Raw genomic sequence first — 20,430 nt, 5'->3', positions numbered from 1 at the left:
AAGTCTGACAGGAGGAGCATGACATGACACTCAAATGGATCAAGGCGCTGACCTTGGTGGCAGCGGGCATGGCCGCCACCGCGGCCCCGGCCCAGGACTGGACCCCGCCCGGCCCGGTGACCTTCATGATCGGCTTTCGTGCCGGTGGCGGGGCTGACACGCTCGGCCGGATACTTGCGCAGGAGCTGAGCGAACGCCACGGCTGGGACATCATCCCCCAGAACGTCGAAGGTCGCGGAGGGATGGCCGTGGCGACAAAGCTGGCAGAGCAACCGGCGGACGGTCTGGCCATCGGGATTTCCACCACCAACACCTTTTCCTATGACATGGAAGCGGCCCGGGACAGGTCGCTTTCGCGCGACGACTTTACTTTTCTGTCGACCCTGACCGGCAGCCAGATGGGGATCGTCGCCCGCACCGACCGGAACTGGCAGACCCTCGCCGACGTGATCGAGGCCGCCAAGGCCGGTCAAAGGATCACCATCGGGGTGCTGAACCAGCAGACGGCCGATGCGACCTATCTTCTGGGGCAGGGCAACGACGTCGAATTTACTCCCGTAATGGTCAAAGGCGGGCGCGATGCGCTCAATGCCGTGGTGGCCGGAGATCTCGACATGGCCTGGGCTGCGGGCATTCAGGCCGCGGGCGTGAAATCCGGCGATATCGTCAACCTTGCCTCGGCCGAGGACCGGCCCCTCAAGACCTCGCCCGAGGCGCCGCTGCTTTCGGACTTCAACGTTCCCTATACCTCGCTCGGCGCCAGCTTCATCGTCGTCGGCCCGTCCGGTTTGCCCGATGAGATTGCCGAGACCTATGCCAGCCACATTGCCGAGATCCTCTCCGACCCCGAGAGCCCGGTTCACGCGATGACGGATCGCATTTTCTCGGGTCCGGAGATCGTGCAACTGGGTGCGCTGGATGACATGTTGCGCAAACGGACCGAGGAGGCCCAAACACTCTTGCGGGCCAGTTCTGAATGACTTGACGATCTGCCTTTCGCATCGGCGTGAACCCGCAGGTGGGTCCGTGATCCACCTGCCGTGGCCGGTCATATTGGGCGGCGGTGATGCCTTTGCCAAGTAGGACATGCCCCGTCAATTATATTGCGTTAGCAATAATAATGTTGACGATAATACTTGTCTCGGGCAGTTTCCCCGTGCCGTCCGCGGCCGGTCAACGTGTAAGGCTGAGTGAGAGCCTCGATTTGCCAAGGGCGAGGTTTGGCCGAGCCATGGGCAAGGCGTGGAAAAGCTGCTCTCGACTCCCTGCGAGACCTGTGGCGCAGAGTTTGAATGAGGACATGCGAATGACGCTGCTAACGGGTCTGTCTGCCGTCGTCGGTGACAGCAACGTGCTGACCGGGGGAGACGCGAAACCTTTCCTGACGGACTGGACCGGGCAATGGTCGGGCGGGGCGGCGGCGGTGGTGCGACCGTCCAGCACTGCCGAAGTTTCAGCTGTCCTGCGCCTGGCCGGGGAACTCGGGGTGACTGTCACGGTCCAGGGCGGCAATACCTCGGTGTCCGGCGGCAGCGTGCCCGCGCGCGACGACGGCGTGCTCCTTTCGCTCGGGCGCCTGAACAGGATCCGCGAGATCGACGTCTTGGCCCGGACCGCGACGGTCGATGCCGGTGTGGTGATCCAGACGCTGCAGGAGGCCGTCGCCGCGCACGACCTCGACTACCCGCTGATGTTCGGCGCCCGCGGCTCGGCGATGATCGGCGGCGCCCTTGCGACCAATGCCGGGGGCGCGAATGTGCTGCGCCATGGCAATGCCCGCGACCTCTGTCTCGGGATCGAGGCGGTGCTGCCTTCGGGTGAGATCGTCCACGGGCTGACCGGTCTGAGGAAGGACAACACCGGGTATGACCTGAAGAACCTGCTGATCGGCTCGGAAGGCACGCTTGGCATCATCACCGGCGCGGTGCTGAAACTCGTTCCGTCGCCGAAGGTCCGCTCGACCGCATTCCTTGCGCTCGCGAACATGGAGGCGACGCTCGAGGTGCTGAACAGGATGCAAGAGGGGTCAGGCGGGCTGGTCGAAGCCTTTGAATGGCTGCCGCGCGAGATGGTAGGGGCCATCATCGCAACGAACCCCGGACTCCGCGAGCCGCTGGACACGCCCGCCGAGACAGGGGTTCTGGTCGAATTGGTCTCGACCCGGCCCGAGGATGCCGCAACCGACAGCGACGGGGCGGTGCATCTTGACAGCCTGATGCTGGGCGTTGTCGAAGACCTGATGGAAAGGGCCGTCGTGATCGACGGCTTCTTTGCCACCTCCGAACAACAGCGCATTGACCTCTGGACGCTCCGCGAAGCGGTGCTGGAAACGATTCAGGCGAACGGTCCGTTCCTGTCGCTCGACGCGGCGCTGCCACTCTCCAAAGTCGCTGGATTTCTGGACACGGCGGCAGAGATCGCGCAGGCCGCACAGCTTCGCCCGATGCTGGTGGCGCACTTGGGCGATGGCAACGTGCATTACGCCGTTGTCGCGGCAGAGGGTCGGGTCTGGGGCGACCTCGACGTGACAGGCTTTGTGCGCGATCTGACCGACTTATTGGTTGCGTTTGGCGGATCGTTCAGCGCTGAGCACGGGGTCGGACGCGGCAAGGTCGGAACACTCGAAGCCCGCAAGGACCCGGCGCAACTGGGCATGATGGCGGCCATCAAGCGGGGCATCGACCCGAACGGCACTCTCAACCCCGGTGTGTTGTTTGCCGACGAGTGAACTGCTTTTTCACAAAGTCCCGGTCAGATCAAACGCGTGAACGGCCTTTAGGTCCCCCGTGAGGTCCCCCGTATGCATTGTGGGATTACCGGGGCAGGCTCACGGAGGTTCCTGGCCCTACGCCCCCATCCGCCTCGTGCCGCACCTGGCACGGAAATCCATCACCTTCGACCGTAGCACCGAGTTCGTCAGCTGGCCGCATCCGCAGGCCGAGATGCGCACCCAGACGTGGTTTCGCGATCCCTCCGCGCTCTGGCAGAAGGGCACGGTCGAAAACACCAACCGGCGTGCTCGACGATGGTTGTCCCGCAACCGCGATATCAAGGCGGTTTCTCCCTCATGGTTTGCTCCGCAACCACTGCCGGTCTATGGATAATGAACTGAAAATGATCTGCGACCGCCTCAACGCGACGCCGAGAAAATGGCTCTGATGGGAGACGCCGGCAGAGGTGTTCCGTGAGAAGATGGTGGAAGAGATGGGCAGACGCCCCTACCCTCGGAAGGAATAGGAACCGCGGTTAAAATGTCGCTCATACGTTCGAATCCTTTGCCTACCTCAATGCCAGCCTTGAAGCCATCGCTGCAGGACACCCGTCCGGCCGACTTGATGAACTCCTCCCCTGGAACTGCAAGCCGTCAAGCTGAAAGCCCGGTGCCGTCCAGACGCCGCTTCCCGACGACCCATGCAGGTCGGGCGCAGAGATCACACGTTGCGCCTTGTGGTATCGGGAGCACCTGCGCACTCGAGCGATACGGGGCACTTGACAACCTGATGAAGCGATGCTCACCCAGCTGCGCGTGTTCCCCGGGCCTGGCCCTGCTTGAGGGCAAGCTCTGCCTCCATTGAGTCTCGCATCAGGAATTTCTGCGGTTTGCCAGTCACCGTCATTGGCAGGCTCTCCCGGATGCGAATGTGGGCGGGCACCTTGAAGTGAGCGATCCTTTCCTTGCAGTAGGAGCGCACATCCTCTTCCGTCAGATCATGGCCTTTGCCTGCCACGACCCAGGCACAGACGACCTCTCCCAATGTGTCGTCAGGCAGGCCGAACACCTGTGCCTGGGCGATTTTCGGATGCGTGAAGAGAAAGTCCTCGATTTCGCGCGGATAGATGTTTTCCCCACCGCGCAGGATCATGTCCTTCACGCGCCCGGTAATGTCGCAGTAGCCCTCCGCATCGATGACCGCCAGATCGCCGGTCTGCATCCACCCGTCCACGATGGCATCGCGGGTCTTCTGCGCGTCGTTCCAATAGCCCTTCATCACGGAATAGCCGCGGGTCCAGAGCTCTCCTTGCGTGCCGATCGGCATCGTCTGCCCGTCAGGGCCGACCACTTTGCATTCCACGTGAGGATGCACTCGCCCCACCGTGCTGACCCTCTTGTCCAGAGGATCATCGATGTCGGACTGAAAGGAGACCGGCGAAGTTTCCGTCATCCCGTAGGCGATGGTCACTTCCGTCATGTTCATCTTCGCCTCGACCTTCTTCATCACCTCGATTGGACAGGACGCACCGGCCATGATGCCTGTCCGCAAGTGGCTCAGATCGTAGGTTTCGAACTCTGGATGCGCCAGTTCGGTCACGAACATCGTCGGCACGCCATAGAGTGCGGTACACCGTTCCTGCGAAACGGCCGCAAGCGTGCTTGCCGCGTCAAACGCCTCGCCCGGGACGACCAAGGTAGCGCCTTTGGTCACGCAGCCCAGTGACCCCATCACCATGCCGAAGCAGTGATAGAATGGCACCGGAATGCAAAGGCGGTCCTGTTCGGTCAGCCGCATCGTCGCGGTCACGTTGTTGGCGTTGTTGACGATATTGTAGTGGGTCAGACAGGCGCCCTTGGGACTGCCGGTGGTGCCGGAGGTAAACTGGATGTTGATCGCATCAGACGGATCCAGCAGGGCGGTCGCCGAGTCAAGCCTCGCGGGTTCGACACTGTCACCGAGCGCCCGCACCGCGTCAAACCCCAGCATGCCGGGTGGCACGTCGTCGTCCATTACCACGATGCGACGCAGGTCCGGAACGCGGGTCGCACACAGCCGTCCCGGTTCTGCCGAGGCCAGTTCGGGGCAGAGCTCGGTCAGCATGCCCACGTAGTCAGAACTTTTGAACGCTCGCGCCGTGACCAAGGTGCTGCAACCGACCTTGTTGAGCGCGTATTCCAGCTCGTAGATGCGATAGGCCGGGTTCACGGTCACGAGGATCGCACCGATCCGGGCGGTTGCAAATTGCGTCAGCAGCCATTCATAGCGGTTCGGCGACCAGATACCGACGCAGTCGCCGGTTCGGACCCCGATTTCCAGCAGGCCGCCGGCGAGCCTGTCGACTTCTCGATCAAGCTCGGCATAGGTCCAGCGCACCCCCTGTTCGACAAAGACCGCCGCTTCACGCTCGGCGTGCGCACTGGCCGTTCGACGCAGAACCTGGGGAACCGTCAGGTTCAGCAAGGGTGTATCGGTGGCGCCGACGACATGTGAATGGTCTTTGATGGGCAATCTATGCGACATTGCGGTCTCCACTTATCATGCTTTGCGGGTGAGCCGGAAACATTGCGCCCCGAGGCGGCACGGGCATTGATTCCGGCTCGCCCTGTCGTCAGGCGCGCGCGACGTTGATGACTTGCATCTGGGTGTATTCGGCCAGTCCCTCGACCGATTGCTCCACACCGAGCCCCGAGCCCTTGAAGCCCGCCATCGGAATATGTGGTCCAATGTTGAGCTGCTGATTCACCCAGATCGTACCACTTTCGATGCGGCCTGCAATCTCGATGCCCTTGTCCACGTCCGCAGTATGGACCGATCCGCCCAGCCCGTAGTCCGAGGCGTTGGCACGCGTGACCACATCGTCGATGTCGGCAAACGAGATGACCGGCAGAATCGGGCCGAATTGCTCTTCGTCGACGATTTTCTGACCATCGGTCACGTCGCGCACGATGGTGGGCTGGATGAAGTAGCCCTTGTCGCCAACAGCCGTGCCACCAGCAATGATACGGCCAGAGCTGCGGGCGTCCTCCAGGTAACCTTTGACTTTTTCGAACTGTGCCTGGTTCTGCACCGGCCCGATAGTGGTTCCCTGCATCAAGCCGTCGCCGACCACCGCCTGGTCCGCGATCGCGGTCAGTTCGGCACAGAAATCCTCGTAGATGTCCTGATGCACATAGGCCCGTTTGACGGCCAGACAGACCTGTCCGGCATTCAGAAACGCGCCGCCAAAGACCTTCTGCGCGGTGTCCTTGACGTCCACGTCCGGCAGCACGATGGCAGGATCGTTGCCGCCCATTTCAAGGGTGACGCGCTTCATCGAGTTGGCAGCGCTCGCCATGATCTTCTTGCCGGTCTCGCTCGACCCGGTGAAACCGATCTTGGAGATCCCCGGATGGGTCGACATCCTGGGGCCAAGGTCGTTGTTGTCGGTGATGATGTTCACGAGACCAGCCGGCAAGACCTTCTGGCAAATTTCGGCGAGCTTCAGCGCCGTCACAGGCGTGGTCGGCGCCGGCTTCAAGACAATGGAATTGCCCGCCATCAGCGCCGGACCAATTTTCCAGCAGCACAGCAGCAGCGGAAAGTTCCAAGCCACGATCCCGCCGACGACGCCAAGCGGTTTGTGCCGCGTTTCGATGAGAAACTCAGCGTCATCCTGAATGACGCGGTCCGGCAGGGAAAGCGTCGCCGTATGAGACAGGTAGCCAATGCTCCAGTCGACTTCGCCGGCGGCCTCCGGCAATGGCTTGCCCTGTTCCATGGTGATCAGCCGCGCCAGGTCTGGCGCCTCCGCGCTGATCGCTGCAGCCAACGCTTCGATCTTTTCCCGGCGCTCGGCCATCTTGGTTGTCGCCCAGAGTTTCTGCGCCTTGGCAGCGGCCGCCACAGCGGCGTCAAGCTGCGCCTCGCTGGCATGGGGCACGCGGGCGAAAACCTCTTCCGTTGCCGGGTTTAGCACGTCGAGCATCCGGGTGCCGGACACAAGCTGGCCGTCGATAAGCATCTGATAATCCATAGTTCCTCCCTTGGCGCAAACAGGAACGCGCCTGAAGTTAGAATACTGAAATCCGCACCGCCCATCACCCTGCGACGGCGCTTTCACCGTCGTCAGTGTCTCGTTTCGAGACACTTCCTGAACGTCATTTTCGAATGCCGAGCGTCTTCATGTGGGTATAGAGGGTGGCCCGCCCCATTCCCAACTGGCGCGCTGCCTGCGAGACGTTGCCCGACGCGCGATTGAGGGCGCGCAGGATTGCGGCGCGCCGAACCTCAGAGAAGTCACGCCCGCCTTCAGGCTGCCCGAGGATATCCGCAGCCGGTCTGGCGACGACCGGCCTGCCAAGGCCCCATCCCAGTGACAGACGGGCCGCGCGGGTGGCTCCGACGACAAAATCGTCCTTATCTATCGCCAGGAGAGCCAGGTCGTCCTGATCAGCCAGATCGATGACGACAATGCGCTGGCTGTGAAAGCAGTCGCGGAACAAGGCGGCCTCGATGCGTTTCGAAGACTGAACGACGGCGGAGGCCAGCAGCAGGTTCGAACTCGAATGATGGTCTCTCCTGGCGGTGCTTAAATCCAGAACCCCGACAAGTTCCCCCCAGCTGCCGAACAAGGGCGCGCCGATGCAGGTGAACTCCAGGTTCTTGGCGTAAAAATGATCGCCGCGGTGAATGATGATGGGGCGCTCTTCAGCAAGCGTCGTTCCAAGTCCGTTGGTGCCTTCGTGGGTCTCGGCGCAAATCGCGCCCGGTCTCAGCCCGATGGTATCGAAGGCGTCCTCATCTCCCCCATGGCACCTGCGATCGATCACGATCCCCTCCCGGTCAGCGAGGAAGAGCCCGCTGCCGGATTGGCCGACCAGCTTGAACAAACGGTCCATTTCGATGGCGGCATGCTGCTGGAGTACCGCGAACTGCTCCATCCGTGCCGCGAATGCCGCCTCTTCCAGCTGGGCAATGCTGCGACGCTCGGCCGGGTCAAGCCCGTGCAGGACCCTTGAGCGTCGCCAGGATGCCGCCACCCGAGAGCGCGCCGCGGCCGATGCGGACGAGACGGCGGTTTCTACCTGTTCCACATGTGCCAAAAATCCCGACATCTCGCGCCTCCCTACGCTGCTTGGGGCTCATACCCTGAACCGATGCTCGATCACGCGGAAGCCTTGGCAGCAAACGGGCGAAGCTGGTCATAAATCGAGGCGATCCCCGGGCCGTGTTCTGCCGTGACGGCGGCACGCGGCGCGCCCGCCCTGATCCTGCGCCAAAGACCTGCCGCCTGTACGGGCCCGTACCATCCAACGCCCTCGGGGTGGTCCGGCGTATGCAGCATCTCCATCTCTTCCACCAACCCCGCACGCACCACAATCCCCTTACGCACTTCGGGGCGCAGGACCGTCTCGTGCGAGGGCGTCTCGTCGGGGAAATCTGCGCGGTCGCTCCAGAAGGTCTGTTCGCTGTAGCGCTCTTCGAGGCGGATGAAATCCCGGCCCACGCGCGCATTGCGCATGTAGGTCGCCATCGCCCGCTCCTCCAGGTAGCGACGGCACAGGGCCTCGGTCTCGGCGCCCGGGCGTGCAACCAGCGTGCGTCGGGTGGCCGCCGCCGCCAGCGCACTGGATACGGCCCAGAACACTCCGTGTCCTGAAAGCGGGTCCATCGCCGAGAGGGCATCACCGACCGCAAGACAGCTCAGATCCTTGACCGGAGCAGGGAGGACCGGCGTCGCGGCCATGCCCATCGGTTGCGTCACCAGACGGATGTCTCCGGTCTTGGGCAGGACGCGGCGCAACGCGGCCAAAAGCCGTTCCGACAGAGAATGGCGACTGCGCGCGTCACAGGTAAACTGTGCCCACGCCCGCCCGTCCGGCAAGGTCGCCCGCCAGACCCATCCCTCCGGCGTGACGCTAATCGCGCAACCGGGGTCCATGTCCCGGGCGGTGCGATACCAGCCGCATACAGAGATAGTGGCGAACCCGGCCGAGTGCCGCGCGGCGCGGTGACTGCGCCTGCCGCGCGCATCGAGGATCCAGGGCGCTGAGAAACTCCGGCCATCCGACAGGGTGACATTGCGACCGGTCAGACTGCCTGTCGTGGCTTCGATCTGCGCGCCCGCGATTTGTGCTGCAGTCTGCAGATGTGAGTTCAAGCGATCACGGTCGAGCAGATACTCTCCGTTTGCACCGGACGTCTGGCTACCCCAATCGACGCGGCGCGGAAACGGACCCATCGCGCTGCCTCCGTCGCCGAGGCCCGATGTCTGCAACCATTGGTGCAATCTGGGGCTCAACCCTTCGAGTCGCCCTGACCGGAGTTGCGGATCGACAAGCAGCACGCGCAGGCCGTCGCGGGCCGCAAGCCAGGCCGAGATTGCCCCTGCAGGACCACCTCCCAAGACGATCATGTCGGGGGCTCCGGCCCGATCTGTTTTTGACGGAGTGCTCATTAAACGAGAGATAACCGCATCGCGATCCTCACCGTCATGACATTTCCGGCCAAAATCGGCGCCGCCGCTCGAAGCCGCGCGACTTGGCCGGAAATGTCAAGAATGCGGGGCGAAACCCTCCCTACACTGAGCGGATACCAGCTTTCCGGAAAAGGAAACGATCCTTTTCCAGCCAGAGGAGTTCCGTCATGCCTTCGAAGTCCGGCCTATACCGAACGGTCAGTACAGCCAGCCTGCTGTTGGCGAGCAACCTTGCCAGTCCCGCGTTGGGCGATACCGGTTTTGATGTCTTCGACACCATCTGCACAAGTTGCCACGTCACCAGGGATGACGGTGCCATCGAACGTATCGACGCGGTTCGCAAGACGCCGGAAGCGTGGGACATGACCGTCGTGCGGATGATGCGCAATCACGGGGTTGAAATGACCGCCGAGGAACGGCGCGCCGTCGTCAAATACCTCTCCGACACCCGCGGCCTGTCGGTCGAGGAGACTGCAGAGTACCGCTATATCCTGGAAAAGGAGCCGGTCGCCAGCGACGCCGGGCCCAACCAGCAGATGACAGAAACCTGCGGACGCTGCCATTCCTACGCCCGGGTCGCCCTGCAACGGCGCACAGGCGAGGATTGGGAGCATCTGATCAACTTCCACCTCGGCCAGTTTCCTTCGCTTGAATACCAGGCGCTCGCCCGCGATCGCGATTGGTGGGGCACGGCTCAGACCGACATCCTTGCCTTTCTGAGTGAAACCTACCCACTGGGCAAGGCACCCGAAGCGGTCTCTGACGACCTGAGTGGTCGCTATGTGCTGTCCGGCCGTGAACCCGGTCGCGGCGATTATACTGGCGAGATGCGGCTTCAGGCGGCCGACGAGGGCTATGACGTTGTCATGATGCTGGACTACCCCGATGGCAGCGAAACGTATTCCGGTCGCGGTCTGATCTATGGTGAAGGTGAGTGGCGCGCGACGCTGACCTCCGGCGATGTCACGATCCGGCAGGTCATGGCCCTGAGCGGAGACACCCTGTCCGGACGATGGTTCCATGCCGCACAGGATGTCACCGGGGGCCGAATTACGGCGCTCGCCGAAGGGGCTGCGCCACAGGTCATCGGCATCACGCCTGCCGCTGTTGCTGTAGGGGTCGCGACTGAGGTGACCCTGACCGGGAGCGGCCTGACCTCTGCGCCGGTCCTGCCGGAAGGCGTCAAGGCCGAGGTGGTTTCCGCCAGCGCCAACAGCCTGACCCTGTCAGTAACGGCGGATGTTGCCGGCGCGCTGTCGCTTGGCCTGGAAGGGTTCGCCGACCCGGTCAGCTTGGTGGCCTACGACAGGATCGACCGGATCACCGTGGTGCCGGAGGTGGCGATGGCACGTGTCGGCGGTAACGGCGGGCCGATCCCGAAGGTCCCCGCGCAGTTCGAGGCCTACGGCTGGACCAACGGACCGGACGGCACGCCGGACACCGAGGACGATCTGAAGGTCGGTGTGGTGGATGTCACATGGTCCTTCGACAATTGGGACGAGGCCGCAGCCGCTATCGAGGATGCCAAATACGCAGGCGAACTGGACGACACGGGCCTGTTCATGCCCGGCGGAGCGGGGCCGAATCCCGACCGCGTGATGAGCACGAACAACACCGGCAACCTGCGGGTGACCGCAACCTACAACGGTGTCGATGGACCGCTGTCCGCCGAGGCGCATCTTTATGCGACCGTCCAGCGCTTTGTTGACACACCTATCAGATGAGGCGCTGAAATCATGGGACACCTGAAACTCATTACGCACAACGCCCACAGGGTCGACGTTGACGGCCATGCGATGCTGATGCACGTGCCCTCCAGCTCTCTGTTCGAGCTGGACGACGTCTCGAGCGAGGTCTTCGATCTGTTCGAACGCACAGCTTCTGTCGACGCCGAACAGATGCAGCACGCCCTGGGTCACCTGTACCGACCGTCGGAACTCAGCGACTGCGTGCAAAGCTTTCTCGACCTCGACATCCTGCGCGACGCAGCTTATCCAGAGGTGGCGCGCGAGATCGTCAAGGTCGACGAGATCCCGCTCTCGACGATCATCATCAACGTCAATACGGGCTGCAACCTGGCCTGCACCTACTGTTACAAAGAAGACCTCGCCGTGCCGTCCAAAGGCGAGAAGATGGGATTTGAAACTGCGCGCCAAAGCGTCGAGCTGCTTCTGAAACAGGCCCGGGATCGCGACCGGGTGAATATCGTATTCTTCGGTGGCGAGCCTTTGTCGAACATGCCGCTGATCCGCGAGGTGGTCGCCTACGCGGTGCCGCGCGCCGCACGCGAGGGCAAGACGGTGGATTTCAGCCTGACCACCAACGCCACTCTGCTCACCGAGGAGTTGGTCGACTGGTTCAACGCGCACCGCTTTGCCATCACGGTGTCGATGGACGGGCCCAAGGCGCTGCACGACAAATACCGCAAGACGGTCGGCGGCAAGGGCACCTATGACGTAGTGGAGCGCAAGGTGCGGATGCTGCTGGAGCGCTACACCGCGCGGCCGGTTGGCGTGCGCGTGACGCTGACACGCGGGGTCACCGATGTTTCGGGCATCCACGATCACCTCAAGAACGACCTCGGCTTTGCGGAAGTGGGCTTCGGCCCCGCGACCTCGGGTCCTATCGCGGTCTTCAACCTCGACGATGCCGCGCTCTTGCAGGTATTCGAGGACATGAAGGCGCTCGGCCGCCGCTATACCGAGGCGGCCTGTCGCGGCGAGAATATCGGCTTCTCCAACATGCACCAGCTGCTGACTGACATTGCTCAGGGGACCAAGAAAGCCGTGCCCTGCGGCGCGGGCCTCGGCATGTTGGCGGTGGACAAGGAGGGCGACCTGCATCTCTGCCATCGGTTTGTCGGATCGGACGAGCCGACCTACGGCAATGTCCAGACCGGCATTGATGTGCCGAAACTCGGCAAGTTTATCGAGACGGCGCAGGATCGATCTAACTTCGGCTGCAAGACCTGCCGCATCCGGTCGATCTGTGCGGGTGGGTGCTATCACGAAAGCTATGCGCGTCAGGGCGATGCCTTTGCACCGGTCTATCACTACTGCGATCTGATGCGGGACTGGGTCGATTTCGGCATCGAAAGCTACGTGCGCATCATGCAGGCAAACCCGGGGTTCTTCCGAACCGAGCTCGAACCGCGGCAAGGCAAGCCCGCCGCCGTCGCGGCCGGAGCCCCTTCTCCACAGCCAGCCAACCCAAGCGAGGAACCAGTGCAATGAAGCATTTGACGCCTGCCAATTCCAAGGCCAAGGCCTTTGTCGAAGCCCAGGCCGAGGGCCGCCAGGACGAGGTTGTCGCCATGAACAGCCTTGTCGGCTGCACCACCTCATTTGATCCGGGTTGGGAAATCGACGCCTTCGGTGCGGTTTCCAACCTGTGCCAGCCGATGGAAGCCGACCTCTACGGCTGCGCCGACCCGTGTTGGTGGCCCGCTCAGGTCGCCGACACCCTCAATACCTACCCGAACTGGTCCGACGGGGCCGCCAATGTGACCGAGGACTGGCGCAAACTGCAATCTGTTTTCCCCGAGCCAAAAGGATAAGCGAGATGAAACCGAACAAAGTCCTGACACTGGCGATGACGGCAGGGATCGCGCTTTCCGGGGCTGCGGCGCAGGCGGGCGATTACCTTATCGCGCCGGTGCGGCCGAACAAGCTCGTGGTGGTCGACGCTGAAGCGATGGCCGTCGAAAAGGTGATCGAGATGGACGACGCGGGTCCTGCGCCTATCGTCCCTGTCGTCGATGCCGCCGGACGCTTCGCTTATGTCAACATCAACAAGACCGAAAGCATTGCCAAGGTTGACCTTCTGTCCGGGCAGACCGTGGCGCGGCAGGACCTGAGCGATTTCGATCTTCAGGTCAAGACCATGTTCGGCCTCGACCTGTCGCCGGACGGTGAGACCCTCGCGGTCTACGAAGCCCCGACCCGGCTGCACCTCACCCATTTCGAGGTTCAGCCGACCCGCATTGCCTTGCTCGACGCAGACAGCCTTGAGGTCATCCGCCGCTTTGAAGCGCCGCGGCAGATCACGGTGCTGATGTTTTCTGCCGACGGCACCAGACTTTACGGTCTTGGCCGCGCCATGCACGTCTTCGACGTGGCCACCGGAGAGATGATCGACGAATACCCCACGCAGCAATGGCAGACAGACCGCTATCTGCCCTCCGATATCCTTGACGCCTGGAGCCAGTTCGAGACGTCGGGGATGCTGGTGACACCCTTTTACACCGTGCGCAGCGACATGAGCCTTGAGGATCCCGAAGCCTTTCGAACCGGCATCCTCACCCTTGATCGGGAAAATGGAGAGATGGACATGCGCGACGTGCGCGCCCTGGACGTCTTCTACTTCTCGATGGCGGCCAGCCCGGATCACAGCCGCGCCTACGGTGTCTACAACGTGTTGGAGAGCTTTGACCTCGAGACCGGCACGCCGATCAAGCGGGTTCCCCTGCCACATAGCTACTACTCGGTGAACGTCTCGCCAGACGGGGACACGGTCTGGCTGGGCGGCGCGTTGTCGGACCTCGCGGCCTATGACGCCGCCACGTTGGAAAGGCTGGGGCAGGTCGACATGCCGGGTGGTGCCTCGATGTCGCTGGGCAGCGTTCGCATGTTCCAGCGCGACGAGTGATGGTCAGGGTCGGTATCATAGACAGTGGTCCGGCCACGATCGCGCACGCCGACGCAAGAGCCTTCGGGCCTGACGGGGAGCCCCGTCAGGCCAGCCCCGACCGGCTTGGTCACGGCACGGTCGTGGCGCAGACCATCTCGCGCGGCGCCCCCGGTGCAAGGCTCCGCCACGCGCAGGTCTTCGACGACAGGCCGGTCACCTCTGCGCTGCGCGTGGCGGCCGCGCTTGACTGGTTCCGCTCTTCGGGAGACGTCGATCTGGTCTGCTTCAGTCTTGGACTGGCGAAGGATCGCGCCATCCTCGGGACCGCGGTAGAGGCGGCGCGGGAGGCCGGCCTCATCCTTGTCTCCGCCCACCCCGCCCAGGGGCAGTGCCCTTACCCCGCTGCCTATCCTGGTGTCATCGCCGCTACCGGAGACGCACGCTGTGGCTGGACAGACATCTCCGTGCCGCGTCCGGACGTCTATGGCGCGTGGTGCAATTCGCCAGAGCGCGGCCGGCGCGGCATGGGGGGTGCCAGCCTCGGCACGGCGCGTATCACCGGTCACATCGCCGCCTTGTTTCTTGCCGGACATCCGCGTGAACACGACGCGATCTGCGCGACATTGGCAGAGCGTGCAATCCTCTCTGGCCCTGAAAGGCGGACCGCATGAGGCGCCGCGAGCGTCTTTCCCTTCGGATCCTTCGCTGGACCTTTGCCGATGCTGACTGGCTTGCACCGGTGCTCAGCCGCGCTTTGCCCAGCGGCCTGCTGGTGCTGGCCCTGTCCCTGACAGCGGCGGCGGCCGGGTTGGCAACTCCAATGGTTACCAAGGCCGTGATCGACGAGGGAATCATGGGCGGCGACTTCCCGGCGTTGCTGTTCTGGGCCGGTGTCAGTTTTGCCATCGGGCTGGCCACTGTCGGCTTCGGCATCATCTCGGCCATGCAGCACATGCGCGCGTCGCAAGCGATGCTCGGCGATTTGAGGCTGAAACTGCTGGACGCGGCCCTGAACCGAGCCGCCACCGCCCCCGAGATGACCGTCGGAGAGACGCAGGTTCGCATCGACTCCGATACGGCGGAAATCCAGAAGTTCCTGTTCGACAGTCTGCTCGTCGCAGTCACCTCGGTATTCCGCCTGACCGGTGGGATCGCCCTGATGTTTCTGCTCGATTGGCGGTTGGCAATGCTGCCGCTTCTTGCCACGCCCTTTGAGCTCTGGTTCCTGAGCTGGGCGCGCCCCGGCACGCAGGCCCGCGCCGAAGAGGTGCGCCAACAGCGGGGCGGTCTCAACGGACAGCTTGCGGAGAGCTTCGCCCAGCTGGCCCGGCTTCGTCCGATCGGGGGCGCCACCTCGCGCTTTGCGGGGTTCGACAGGTTGCAAAGCGGAGTGTTCAACGTCCAGCGGCGACAGCGATTGTGGTCCGAATCGGTCGGGGCGGTCAGCCAGATCATTGCAGCCTCGGTCCGGTCGGCCGTCCTGCTTGTGGGGGGATGGCTGGTGATTACCGGGGCATGGCCAATCGGCGCGCTCGTTGCCTTTCTCGCCTATGCGACCATGATGTCTGGTCCCCTGCGAAATCTGCTGGGGCTCTATCATGCTCAGGCACGGGTGCGCGTCGCCCTTGCGCGTCTGGGCGATGTGATGAAGACCGTGGAAAACCCCGACGTGGGCGCCCCTGTCCCTTCGCCAATCAATCGGATCTCTTTCATGCAGGCCCGAAGCGTTCAGGGCACGCATGCCCCGATCGACGCAGATCTGCAGCGCGGGCAGATTGTGCTGATTGATGGTCCATCGGGTATCGGAAAGTCCCGTCTGCTCTCAACACTCCTGGGCGAGGCGCCGTTGCGCCAGGGCCGGATCTGCATCGATCGCACAGAGGTGAGCGCCATGAGCCTCACGTCCAGACGGGCCGCCATAACCTACGTCGGGCAGCGCCCGTGCCTCATTCGAGGCAGCCTGCGCGACAACCTGCTGCTGGGAAGAGACGCCGCACCCGAACAAGAGCTCTGGGACGTCCTGGCTGACGTGGGGCTGGCAGACTGGGCCCGGGCGACAGGCGGTCTGGACGCACCTCTCCATGAAACCGGCCACAATCTCTCCGGCGGCATGCGGCAACGCACGGCCCTTGCCCGGGCCCTGTTGCGGCAGGGGCAGGTGGTCATTCTTGATGAAAGCCTGTCCGAAATCGATGCGGCCGGCTGTGCAAAAATCCTCGGAAATCTGCGCGTTCGTCTGATCGACCGACTGGTGATCTTTGTCGCGCATTCCGGGCCGGTCCGGCAGCAGACGTTTGATCAGATCATCACGCTCCGCCAACCGGAGACCCTTTTGAAACCGACGGGATCTTCTCTGGAATTCTCCGGATGACCCCTGTGGCCCCGACCACAAGCTCGACATGTCATCCCGTCCGGTATTCTTTCACCGGCAAGGCTCTGCGGCGGAGGCCTGCAAAAATCCTTTGGGATGGCGGCAAGCCTCAGGTATGTTTGGTCAGCGCTTGTTTTTGCAACGCCGGGGCCTGCTCATAGATGGGATGTCAGATGCAACAGTGCCAACCGCTACCCAATTCGGTTATTGATCTGGCGCTTGCAAGCTGTGTCTTCTCCTCGGCCCCTGACGTTGGAAAGCTGTCTCACCGAAACGAGCCGATCAAGCTGGCCGATTTTGCGAGCCTGCTGGAAAACATCCGGCGCCAAGATGATCTCGGCGTCTGGCATATGGGCGACAACCTGTCCTTCGAAAGCTTCGGCGCTCTGGGAACCATCCTGTCTGGCTCGCCAACCCTCGGCATCGCCCTGCAGAAATTCACGCAGGCTTTCCCGCTGGTGCAAAGCAACTCCTCTCTTGTGATGACCATTTCCGAAGACAAGGCCCGGATCAATTACCGCGTCCTTGATCCCGGCATATGGCCACGCCGAGGAGACGCAGAGATCACGATAGCCTTTCTGTTTTCCATCCTCACTCGGTTCAAAGTTCCGATTTCGGCCATTTCGCACGTGGGCTTCGAGCATGAGATGGATCGGGGTGGTCATGCCGTCGCGCATCAACTGTTCTGCAGGACGTCGTTCAGCAGGCTGGAAAACTATCTGGTTTTCCCTTCCGAAGTTATGTCTCTGCCAAACCCGCAGCCCCGCGAAACTCAAAGAACCGAGTTTGGCGACCAATGGTGTGACGTGCTGTCCCAATTAAAGGCGCGCCAACGCAACAGCAGCGTCAGCGACAAGGTTCGCGAGCGGGTTTTCAGTCGTTTGGGCAAGGCGACGGTCAACCAGAACGCGGTCGCCATGGAACTGGGCATGTCCGAACGGACACTCCGACGGGGCCTGTCGCAAGAGGCGACTTCGTACAAGCTTCTGCTGGAAGAGTGTCGGGGATCGTTTGCCATCGCCTTGTTATCGCGTACGAAGCTTCCCCTGAGCGAGATTGCATTGTTGTTGGGGTATTCGGATCAAACGGCCTTTTCTCGCGCGTTTTCGAAGTTTGCCGGCCATCCCCCCAGTGAGCTGCGCTCAAAAGGCGCTGAAGGTCTGTCGCTGAACTGATGCGGTTGTCTAATCGCTGTTGCTGCGTCAATCCCTTTGCGCTTTGAAATGCGCCTGCCGGATGCATGGTTGTCTCCGCGGTCGGCACTGGGCCGCCGCATGTTGGGGCTTCGCGGGGGGTCTTCAATGTGGATGACGCACTCGTTCTGATGGACGGTGCAACCCCATCAACGGAATGACCCGGCCCACGTCCCGGCAGGGACAGATCATGCGTTCTGGTTTTGAACGCTATCTGTTTGGGTTGTAACCGGCCGGTAAGGACCGCAGCTCAAGCGACGGCCTTGGCCTCTTTGGACTGCGGCACCCAATTCCACGGCAGCAGCTCGTCGAGGCGATTGATCTTGTGATCTCCGATGCGGGCAAGGATCTCTGCCAGATAGGCTTCGGGGTCGTGTCCGCTGAGCTTTGCGCTCTCGATGATCGTCATGGCCTCCGCGAGAGTTTCACCCCCGGCATCGGCCCCGGCGAAGAGCCAATTCTTCCGACCAATCACCACGGGCTTGATCGCACGCTCGGCCGGGTTGTTGTCGATGGCCACGCGGCCGTCCTCCAAGAAGAGCGTGAAGGAGGGCCAGCGGCGGAGCGCGTAGCGAAAGGCTTTGGCCAGTGCGCTCTTGCCGGAGACCCGGCCGAGCTGGGCCTCCGACCACGCCTTGAATTCCTTCGCCAGCGGGCGCGTGCGAGTCTGCCTGACACGTCGCCGCTCTTCGGCGGAGCAGCCGGTGATCTCGCGTTCGATGTCGTAGAGCGCGCCGATACGGTCCAGCGCCTCCCGGGCGATCTCCGACTTGGTGCCGGTCCAGACATCGTGGAAGTCCCGGCGCAGGTGTGCCCAGCAGGCCGCCTCGCGGATGCGCACCGCGCCAGTGGCATCGGGCTCGTAGAGCGCCTTGAAGCCCGTATAGGCGTCCGCCTGGAGGACACCGCTGAACTCGGCCAAATGGCGGTGCGGATGCACACTCTTCCGGTCCGGTGAGAAGACGTAGGCGACGCCGGGCGGCGCTTTCCCGCCCCATGGCCGGTCCCGGAGGTAGGTCCAAATCCGGCCCTCCTTCACGCCCTTACCCAGACCCTCGAGCCGCCTGGAGCGGTCGAGCACTCGCACCGGGGTGTCGTCGGCATGGAGGCGGTCGGCGGTCATCACGTCAGCCCTGATCCGCGCCACCAGCGGAGAGAGCACCCGCACGCCTTGGCCGCACCAGTCGACGAGTGTCGAGGCCGGGATCTCCGCGCCCATGCGGGCGAAGATCTCGTTCTGTCGATACAAGGGGAGATGATCGTCGAACTTGGAGACGAGGATGTGCGCCAGAAGGCCCGGTCCCGCCATGCTGCGCGGGATCGGCCGCGCAGGCGCCGGGGTCTGGGTGATCTTCTCGCATCTCCGGCAAGACTTCTTCGGGCGCGCCGTCTCGATCACCTTCAGCCGTGCGCTGATCAGTTCGAGGATCTCGCTCATGTCTTCACCGACGAGCCGCAACTCGCCCCCGCAAGCGGGACAGGCATCGCCGGGATCCAGCACGATGCGCTCGCGGGACGTTGCCTCCGAGACCTTCGGTTTGCGCCGCGTGGAAGCAGGTTCCGCGACAGCGGGCTATGCTTCCGGCTCCTCCTCGGGCTCCCGGGCGGCGGAAGCCGCGACCTCCAGCGCCTCGAGGGCCAGTTCCAGTTGTTCAATCTCGCGCTCGATCCTCTCCGAGCTTGCACCGAACTTCTGCCGCTGGAGCTTGGCGATCCGGATCTGGAGCGCCTGAACGAGGGCTTCGTGTGCCTTCAAGACGGCCGTGAGCCTTGTCGTCTCCGCCCGCATGGCCGCGTTCTCGGCCTCGAGCGCGGCGATCATCGCGCGCAACTCGGCAGGATCATCCGGCGGAAGGGAGGAGGTCTCGGACATGCGCGACCCTACCATTGCGCACGACTAATAGCCAGTAAAACAAGGCGTTTAGGCGAAGTATCAGCTCACCCGTGCGGGAGGCGCTCCCCAATCCGGACGGCGCCAGTCGATACCTTCCCAGAGCATCGCCAGCTGCGCCGAGGTCAGCCTCGCGGCGCCGTCTCCGGCGGCGGGCCAAGGGAAGCGCCCCCGCTCCAGAACCTTGTAGTATAGGCAGAACCCCTGGCCGTCCCAGTAGAGAAGCTTCAGCCGATCTCCACGTCGTCCACGGAACGCGAAGACAGCGCCGCACGCCGGGTTCTGACGCAGGACGTCCTGAGCGAGCGCGGCCAAACCGGCGATCCCCTTGCGCATGTCGGTGGTCCCGCAGGCCAAGTAGACCCGAACGCCCGTTCCCGGTCCGATCATGCCGCTTCCACCGCCCGGATCAACCGGGTCAGCGCCTCTCCATCCATGCCGCTGTCGAACCTCAGGCAGCGGCCGTTGCTCAGCCGCAGCTTTACATGGCCAGACCGTGACGGCGCGGATGCGCTTGCCGGCGCCTGAGCCGCGCTGAAATCCACCGGCAGGAAAACGGCCCCGCGATCCGGCGACCACAGGCCCTTCTTCTTCAGATCACGCCGCCAGCCGTATATCTGGGAGCGCGTGATATCGTGGCGCTGCGCGATCTGCGTTACCGACGCACCGCCGACGCCGACCTCCGACAGGATCTCGAGCTTCTCGTCATCGCTCCACCGCCGGCGCCGCTCAACGCCCAGAACCTCGCCCAGCATGACACCTCCGAATAAGACACGTCGTTAAGGACGTCGTTATGCACGTGTCTTAGCTCAGAACCCCGCCGCCAGGCAGGCGGCTTCAATCGGGTGCTTACTTTGGGTTCAGGTAGCGGAGCCTATCTTTGGATCGAAGACTTCCCCAGATTTCAGCATCGCATGCATGATCACGGCGAGCTTGCGCGCCACGGCGACAGCGGCGCGTTTGAAACCGACCCTTTCGCGCAGCCCGAGACCCCAAGTGCGCAAGCTGCTTGCAGCTGAGACACGAGTCAGAATGGTCGATGCGGCTTCGTAGAGTAGCCATTGAGAACGGCGGTGCAAAAGTCGGCCACGGTAGCGGCGGGATGAACCCGCTGCGGGCGGCGTAAAAGTCGTCCACCTTTGCCCTTTCTGGCGACAGGGAGGGCGGGAGGATTT

General features: G+C 63.1%; 15 protein-coding genes and 3 pseudogenes. 10 read left to right on the top strand and 8 right to left on the bottom strand.

Going from position 1 to position 20,430, the window contains the following annotated elements:
• Window positions 1–23: 23 nt before the first annotated feature.
• The 3 genes and pseudogenes from VOI27_RS17620 to VOI27_RS17610 all read left to right on the top strand — a co-directional run.
• A complete protein-coding gene (locus tag VOI27_RS17620) occupies window positions 24–980 on the top strand; it encodes a tripartite tricarboxylate transporter substrate-binding protein (protein WP_323766926.1) in 957 nt (318 codons plus the stop codon).
• Window positions 981–1,306: 326 nt separating this feature from the next.
• A complete protein-coding gene (locus VOI27_RS17615) occupies window positions 1,307–2,728 on the top strand; it encodes an FAD-binding oxidoreductase (protein ID WP_323766924.1) in 1,422 nt (473 codons plus the stop codon).
• Window positions 2,729–3,271: 543 nt separating this feature from the next.
• Window positions 3,272–3,373: pseudogene (locus VOI27_RS17610) on the top strand (transposase domain-containing protein); the annotation flags it as partial.
• Between the two features lie 139 nt (window positions 3,374–3,512).
• On the opposite strand, the gene VOI27_RS17605 reads toward VOI27_RS17610, so the two are convergent.
• The 4 genes from VOI27_RS17605 to VOI27_RS17590 form a co-directional block, all read right to left on the bottom strand.
• Window positions 3,513–5,234, bottom strand: a complete 1,722-nt coding sequence (locus tag VOI27_RS17605; RefSeq protein ID WP_323766922.1) for an AMP-binding protein — start codon at window positions 5,232–5,234, stop codon at window positions 3,513–3,515.
• 88 nt (window positions 5,235–5,322) lie between these two features.
• Window positions 5,323–6,726, bottom strand: coding sequence for an aldehyde dehydrogenase family protein (locus tag VOI27_RS17600; RefSeq protein WP_323766920.1), 1,404 nt, complete (start codon window positions 6,724–6,726; stop codon window positions 5,323–5,325).
• A gap of 124 nt (window positions 6,727–6,850) precedes the next feature.
• Window positions 6,851–7,807: a helix-turn-helix domain-containing protein gene (locus VOI27_RS17595; protein ID WP_323766918.1), complete on the bottom strand. Its 957-nt coding sequence runs from the start codon at window positions 7,805–7,807 to the stop codon at window positions 6,851–6,853.
• Window positions 7,808–7,857: 50 nt separating this feature from the next.
• The gene (locus VOI27_RS17590) at window positions 7,858–9,108 is read right to left on the bottom strand and encodes a pilus assembly protein CpaD (RefSeq protein WP_323766916.1); all 1,251 of its coding nucleotides are present in this window, start codon (window positions 9,106–9,108) and stop codon (window positions 7,858–7,860) included.
• A gap of 230 nt (window positions 9,109–9,338) precedes the next feature.
• Here VOI27_RS17590 and peaA point away from each other — a divergent pair, with 230 nt between their 5' ends.
• The 7 genes from peaA (at window position 9,339) to VOI27_RS17555 (ending at window position 17,346) form a co-directional block, all read left to right on the top strand.
• Window positions 9,339–10,895, top strand: coding sequence for a quinohemoprotein amine dehydrogenase subunit alpha (peaA, locus tag VOI27_RS17585; RefSeq protein ID WP_323766914.1), 1,557 nt, complete (start codon window positions 9,339–9,341; stop codon window positions 10,893–10,895).
• A gap of 12 nt (window positions 10,896–10,907) precedes the next feature.
• On the top strand, window positions 10,908–12,404 hold the full coding sequence (gene peaB, locus VOI27_RS17580; RefSeq protein WP_323766912.1) for a quinohemoprotein amine dehydrogenase maturation protein: 1,497 nt from the start codon (window positions 10,908–10,910) through the stop codon (window positions 12,402–12,404).
• Window positions 12,401–12,727 carry a quinohemoprotein amine dehydrogenase subunit gamma gene (qhpC, locus tag VOI27_RS17575; RefSeq protein ID WP_323766909.1) on the top strand — a complete coding sequence of 109 codons (327 nt, stop codon included), beginning with the start codon at window positions 12,401–12,403 and terminating at the stop codon, window positions 12,725–12,727. Before peaB ends, qhpC begins: the two co-directional genes overlap by 4 nt.
• Window positions 12,728–12,732: 5 nt before the next feature.
• On the top strand, window positions 12,733–13,818 hold the full coding sequence (gene peaD / locus VOI27_RS17570) for a quinohemoprotein amine dehydrogenase subunit beta (protein WP_323766907.1): 1,086 nt from the start codon (window positions 12,733–12,735) through the stop codon (window positions 13,816–13,818).
• The gene (locus VOI27_RS17565) at window positions 13,818–14,471 is read left to right on the top strand and encodes a S8 family serine peptidase (RefSeq protein WP_323766905.1); all 654 of its coding nucleotides are present in this window, start codon (window positions 13,818–13,820) and stop codon (window positions 14,469–14,471) included. The genes peaD and VOI27_RS17565 overlap by 1 nt, the downstream gene beginning before the upstream one ends.
• Window positions 14,468–16,171: an ABC transporter ATP-binding protein gene (locus VOI27_RS17560; protein ID WP_323766903.1), complete on the top strand. Its 1,704-nt coding sequence runs from the start codon at window positions 14,468–14,470 to the stop codon at window positions 16,169–16,171. The genes VOI27_RS17565 and VOI27_RS17560 overlap by 4 nt, the downstream gene beginning before the upstream one ends.
• A gap of 173 nt (window positions 16,172–16,344) precedes the next feature.
• A complete protein-coding gene (locus tag VOI27_RS17555; protein WP_323766901.1) occupies window positions 16,345–17,346 on the top strand; it encodes an AraC family transcriptional regulator in 1,002 nt (333 codons plus the stop codon).
• Window positions 17,347–17,614: 268 nt separating this feature from the next.
• On the opposite strand, the pseudogene tnpC reads toward VOI27_RS17555, so the two are convergent.
• From tnpC to VOI27_RS17535, 4 genes and pseudogenes are all read right to left on the bottom strand, one after another.
• Window positions 17,615–19,237, bottom strand: a pseudogene (gene tnpC, locus VOI27_RS17550) (IS66 family transposase).
• Between the two features lie 60 nt (window positions 19,238–19,297).
• On the bottom strand, window positions 19,298–19,645 hold the full coding sequence (gene tnpB / locus VOI27_RS17545) for an IS66 family insertion sequence element accessory protein TnpB (RefSeq protein ID WP_323766900.1): 348 nt from the start codon (window positions 19,643–19,645) through the stop codon (window positions 19,298–19,300).
• Window positions 19,642–20,010, bottom strand: coding sequence for an IS66-like element accessory protein TnpA (gene tnpA, locus VOI27_RS17540; RefSeq protein WP_323766898.1), 369 nt, complete (start codon window positions 20,008–20,010; stop codon window positions 19,642–19,644). The genes tnpB and tnpA overlap by 4 nt, the downstream gene beginning before the upstream one ends.
• Window positions 20,011–20,115: 105 nt before the next feature.
• A pseudogene (locus tag VOI27_RS17535) lies at window positions 20,116–20,430 on the bottom strand (hypothetical protein); the annotation flags it as partial.

The organism is Marinovum sp. (genome assembly GCF_034669705.1).
Classification (GTDB): Bacteria; Pseudomonadota; Alphaproteobacteria; order Rhodobacterales; family Rhodobacteraceae; genus Marinovum.
This window is presented reverse-complemented; position numbering and strand designations above follow the sequence as displayed.